This window comes from Nocardiopsis sp. NPDC055879 (genome assembly GCF_053615935.1).
This window is the reverse complement of record NZ_JBSHCT010000058.1, coordinates 1-4885: the sequence shown is the minus strand read 5'-3', so window position 1 is coordinate 4885 and position 4885 is coordinate 1. Positions and strand designations below refer to the sequence as shown.

The following is a 4885-nucleotide window of genomic DNA, read 5'->3' as shown; positions in this document are numbered from 1 at the left end:
CCTTGCACCAGGGCGCGCACCGGTCGGGGTAGGGGCAGGGCGATGCACACCGCCAACAGGTCCATGGGGGTGCCGTAACAGCATCGGCCGGTCAAGCGGTCGTGCACGGCCAGGTGGTGCCCGCACGCCCCGCACACCGTGCCGGGCCCTTGCTCGGTGTGGTGCACCATGCCGGGCCAGTCCCCGCGCACGTAGTAGGTCTGCAGCAAGCGATGGGTGCGGCTGAGGGTGCCCAGCAAGACGAACAGCGCGCTGGCCCCGCTCACGGCGAAGGCTCCTGTCAAAGCCTGCCCCCAGGACACACAAGGCAGGGTCGAGGTCAGGTGTGGGTAGACGAGATCGAACACGAAAATACTCCCCGGGGTATTGGAAAGGTGGGGGTGTGCCCTGTTGTGGAACACACCCCCTGGGTGTGGTGGGTCAGTTTGCCGAGGTGGCGAACCGGTACCGGCGCGGCTTGTCGCAGGTCAGTTCGATCTTGTTTTCCTGGGCGAGTTTGGCGAGGTTGTTCTGGATGGCTCCGATGGAGCGGCCCTGCAACACGTGGCTGAGTGCGGTGGCGGTGAACTCGGCCCCGGGGTCGGCTTTGAGTAGGGCCCAGACCATGGTCTTGAGCTCTCCCGGGGCGAGCCTGCGTGACCCGCTCACCGGGTTGACGCCCTCCTCATCTACGCCCGTGCCGGTGTGGGCCCGGCCCCGCGCCGGGGTGACGCTGGCACCGGACACGGACACAGGTGCGCTCGGAACCGAAGCCGGGTCCGGGGCGGTGGGTGCCGTGCGGGTGCTGGGGTCGGGGGCGGGCATCTGATCGGTATTCGGGTCCTCCGTCTCGGGGCCGGGATTTTCGTCCGGGTCCTGCGTTTCCGCTTCGCCGGCATCAGCCGGTTCCGGGTTCGCCTGCTCCCGCACGGGGGCTTCGGGCACGGTAGGTGGTGCGGTGTCGGGGTCGGTGAGGTCCTTGGTAGCGCCGGCGGTGGACCTGTGCGCGGGTGTGTTTTCGTCGGGGGAGGTCGTTGGTGCGGCCTGCCAGTGGTCGGGCAGACGTCGCCGACCATCCCGCCCGCCGGGGGTGCGGACCGCGACCCCGTCCTTTTCCAGGGTGGGCAGGTACTTGGACACGGTGGAGCGGCCCACCCCGGCTTCCTCGGCCAGTTCGGTCACGGTCACCGGGGCGGTGGCCTGGGCCAGTGCGGCCATGATCAGGTCAGGGGCGGGTACACGGTTGGTGCTCATGTCAGTTCTCTCCTGTGGGTTCGCTCGCCCCGACCCACCCGGGTCGGGGCGGTGAGGATCAGTGCTACTCGAAGGCTCGGGTGATGTTCGCGCGCACGTCCTGGGCGAACGGGCGGGCGTCTTGGCCGCTGTCCGATCGGGTGCAGCCTTGGAACATGCCCCGGTGAGTGCGCCAGGTGACGATCGGGCTGCCCCGTTCCGGTTCGGGGTAGGGCACGGCGGTGGTGACCGTGATCTCTGGCCGGGTCGCGTCCAGGTAGGTGTCGTCCAGGCGGTGCATCCCACCTCGGTCGGTGAACACCGGTCGGCGCAAGAGCAGGAAGCCTTGCTCGAACATCGCTTGACGGAGTTGTCCCTGGAAGTGGCGTCGCGTCGAGGTGAGGGGTTCCCAGGGCTGCCATTCCAGGCAGGTGTGCGCGAGGGTGTCGGCTGCGTCGGTGACGTGGCACCAGGGGTCGTGTGGGGTGACCAGTAGGGCGGTGTCCCAGTCATGGGTCAGGTCGCCGTAGGCGTAGACGATCGTCTCGCCTTGGGTGGGGCGCAGGTAGCGGTGGTGGGTGAGGCGGTACTCGTCGGCGTGCTTGTTGACAACGATCAGAGCGCCCGGTCCGGTCTTGGCGAGCTGGTGTAGGAGGTTGGTGGTGATGTGCTGACCGACCAGCCTCTGGGCGAGCGGGCGATGGATACCCATGGGAAACCTTCCGGTAGACGCGCCGAACACAGCGCTCGGCGCGGTGAGTGAAGGGGCCGCCCCGCCCTCGTGACAGGGCGGCCCAGGTCTGGCGGGGTTAGGAAGAGCGGCGGCTCAGGTAGGCGCCGGCCCAGGCCAGTACATGGCTGGCAAGGTCAGCCGTTGTCTTCCCGTCGGTGAGGGTGTGCTCGCCCCAGGAGGCCGCTGGCCGCCCCCGGTCGAACAGGGTCGGTGACACCAGCAGGCTGCGCCGGTGCATCCGAACACAGGAGACACCCAGGGTGATGTGGGGGTGGCTTCGGAGGGCGTAGGTGTCCTGGATGAGCTTGCGCCACTCCTCGGTGCGGTCGATTACGGGGCGGTGCGTCAAGTCCATGCGGTGGGTGCGCATGGCCTCGCGCAAGGAACACACGAGGGGGTCTGTGCTGTGAGCGGTCCAGTGGTCGAGGTTGGCTCGCGCGCTGTCGGTGACTTCGCCGGCTACCTGGTCCCATACGTCGTGATCGCAGGCCAGGTCGTGGGTGAGGTCGCCGTGTCCGTAGATGATGATCTGGTCGGGGCACCTCAGGTCGATGTCACGGGAGGAGGTGACGGTGAACGGGCTGAATCGGTCCTCAGCGATGATCAAGCCGCCAGAGCCGATCTCGTGGAGGGTGCGGAGCATGTCCCGTGTGACCTCTTGGCCGGTGCAGTGGTGATACATCGTGGTTTCCTTCCGGTGGGCAGGCCGAACTCGACGCTCGGTGCATGTGGGTGGTGGGGCCGCCCCGCCCCCGTGACGGGGCGGCCCGGTGAGACGAGGTGGGGTCAGGCTCGGGTGCGGGCCAGGTGGGCGTCGACTCGTTCCCGGATCAGGTGGGCCTGCATAGCGGCGACGAACTGCTGAGGGATTTTCTTGGGCCAGCCGGTGACATGGCGTCCGTGGTCGGCGATCTTGATCACCGAGAACCCGGGCTTCTCGTCCCCTTCGGGGAGGGGGTGTTTGAGGGTCACTTCCAGGTGCGGATGGGCGCGGTCGATGTAGCTCTCCCTCACCTCCAGGACCGAGGGGTCCCGATAGTCACCCAGGTCCAGGTGACGGCGATGGTAGGAGGGCGCGGTGGTCATGTCGAACCCGGTCTTTTGCAGGTGTTGGCGCATCCGGATCACCGCGAAGGGTGTGGCGTTGCGGTCCTCGATGCGTTCGGCCATGCCCTCGTAAGCGGTGCAGTCGACCGCTGCTACGAACTCGTCCCAGGTGCCGTACTCCTCTTCGAGGAAGTCCAGGTGCCGGATCAGGTCACCGTGGCCGAATACCGGCAGGTGGAAGTGGTCGGCGTGGTTCAGGGTGCGGGTATGAGTAGCGCGGAACTCCCGCCGGTAGAAGTCGGCGATGATCATCCCGCCCCGCCCGATGTTGCCGAGGGTGCGCAGCATCCGAGAGGTGACCTCGGAGTGGTCGAAGTAGCCGGCCATCGACTCGGACATTCCTGGTGAGCGTGTGGTCACTGTGGGTTCCTTCCTTAGGGCGCGTCGAACACAGCGCTCGGCGCGAAGGTGTGTGGGTGGTGGGGCCGCCCCGCCCCGTGACACGGGGCGGCCCGGGGTGTGCGGTGTTTAGGGCCGCAGGTCCAGGTGGTGTTGGATGCGTGCGGGTGCTTCGCGTACGCAGGCCGGGGTGCCGCTGGAGGTGGTGGCCCGTTCGGTCCAGCACCTCACGTAGTGGTCGTGGTCGTACATCTCCAGTCGGATCATCAGGCTGTCCCGGTGGCGCTGGAAGGTGCTCAGGGTCAGGGTGATCCGAGGGTTTCGCGCCCAGGTGAGGTGGTCGTCCAGCCGGCGTGCCCCGTCCTCGGTCCGGCTCACCTCGGGCCGGCGGTCCAGGAGCAGCCCGTGGCGGTGCAGGTCCTCACGGAGCGCTCGCCCCAGGGGGCTAGGGGGTTGGAAGAACAACCGGTGGTGTTCGTCTGCTGCGGCCTGGGTCGCTGCGATGGCGATACGTTCCCAGTCGCCCTGGTGCCGGTGCAGGTCCTGGCGCAGGTCACCGTGTCCGTAGGCGATGACCAGGCCGAGCGTGGTCAGGTCCACCTCCCGGGTCGGCTTCACCTGGTAGGGCGCCAAGGCCCCGTATGCGGTGATCAGGGTTCCAGGCCCATGGGCAGCCAGCGTGTGGAGCATGGGCGTGGTGATGACGTGTTGCTCCAGTGGTGGTTTCGGGGTCCTCACAACCGGGTCCTTTCATGGCAGGCCGAACTCAGCGCTCGGCGCGAAGTGGCGTGGGTGAGGGGCCGCCCCGGCCCCGTGGTCGGGGCGGCCCCCGAGCCTGGTTGCAGCTCAGTCCTGGTACAGGGCCGGGTCGGTGGCGACCGTCATGGCGATCGTGGCCTCGATTCGGTCGGCCCGCATGTGCAGGTAGTCGAACTGCAGGCTGTGCTCGCTCACCAGCCCGCCCGCCCCGTAGGCCTGAATGTGTACCGGTTCGGCGTAGCCCAGGGGCACCGTGACCCTGGCAACCGCATTGCCGTCGGGGCGGGCGTAGGTATCAGTGACGACCGGCAGGTTGGATCCGTGGCCGATGTTTGGCCCGAAGGTGTGGACACTGTCAGCCGGGTAGATGCCCAGCCGGTCCAGGCGTCGGCGGATCGGGGTGAGCATGGCGGTCAGCACCCGTACCTGGGGCCACTCGCACAGCCAGTCATTGGCGATATCGGTCAGGTCCTGAGCCAGCTCCTCGTCACCGGCGGACCCTCCGCGCTCCTTATGGGCCTCCGCAAGGCTGGTCAGGGCGCCCTGGCCGGCGATGATCATCCGGTGCTCGCCCAGCCGTCCGGTAGGCCCGTAGATCTGAACCTGGCCGCTAGCCTCGATCCAGACCAGCAGGCTGCCGGGTTCGGCGTGGCGAAGGTGGGAGACCTGCTCAGGGGTGACCTTGATCGGGCTGATGTGAGGCATAATCGTGCTCACAGCACACTCCTATGGGTG

The 4885-nt window shown here is 67.8% G+C and carries 7 protein-coding genes; all 7 read right to left on the bottom strand.

Translation table 11 applies throughout. The features are described 5' to 3' along the window. On the bottom strand, positions 1 to 266 hold a 266-nt coding region (locus tag ACWGKS_RS29515), incomplete at its 3' end, for a hypothetical protein (RefSeq protein ID WP_452524987.1). A gap of 154 nt (positions 267 to 420) precedes the next feature. Continuing rightward, the gene (locus ACWGKS_RS29510; protein WP_452524985.1) at positions 421 to 1233 is read right to left on the bottom strand and encodes a helix-turn-helix domain-containing protein; all 813 of its coding nucleotides are present in this window, start codon (positions 1231 to 1233) and stop codon (positions 421 to 423) included. 64 nt (positions 1234 to 1297) lie between these two features. Further along, positions 1298 to 1924: a hypothetical protein gene (locus ACWGKS_RS29505; RefSeq protein WP_452524983.1), complete on the bottom strand. Its 627-nt coding sequence runs from the start codon at positions 1922 to 1924 to the stop codon at positions 1298 to 1300. Between the two features lie 97 nt (positions 1925 to 2021). Beyond that, the gene (locus ACWGKS_RS29500) at positions 2022 to 2627 is read right to left on the bottom strand and encodes a hypothetical protein (RefSeq protein WP_452524981.1); all 606 of its coding nucleotides are present in this window, start codon (positions 2625 to 2627) and stop codon (positions 2022 to 2024) included. Positions 2628 to 2731: 104 nt separating this feature from the next. Next, positions 2732 to 3391, bottom strand: a complete 660-nt coding sequence (locus ACWGKS_RS29495) for a hypothetical protein (RefSeq protein WP_452524979.1) — start codon at positions 3389 to 3391, stop codon at positions 2732 to 2734. A 129-nt stretch (positions 3392 to 3520) separates the two neighbouring features. After that, the gene (locus ACWGKS_RS29490) at positions 3521 to 4129 is read right to left on the bottom strand and encodes a hypothetical protein (protein WP_452524977.1); all 609 of its coding nucleotides are present in this window, start codon (positions 4127 to 4129) and stop codon (positions 3521 to 3523) included. Positions 4130 to 4237: 108 nt separating this feature from the next. Further along, positions 4238 to 4867 carry a hypothetical protein gene (locus tag ACWGKS_RS29485; protein ID WP_452524975.1) on the bottom strand — a complete coding sequence of 210 codons (630 nt, stop codon included), beginning with the start codon at positions 4865 to 4867 and terminating at the stop codon, positions 4238 to 4240. Positions 4868 to 4885: the final 18 nt, after the last annotated feature.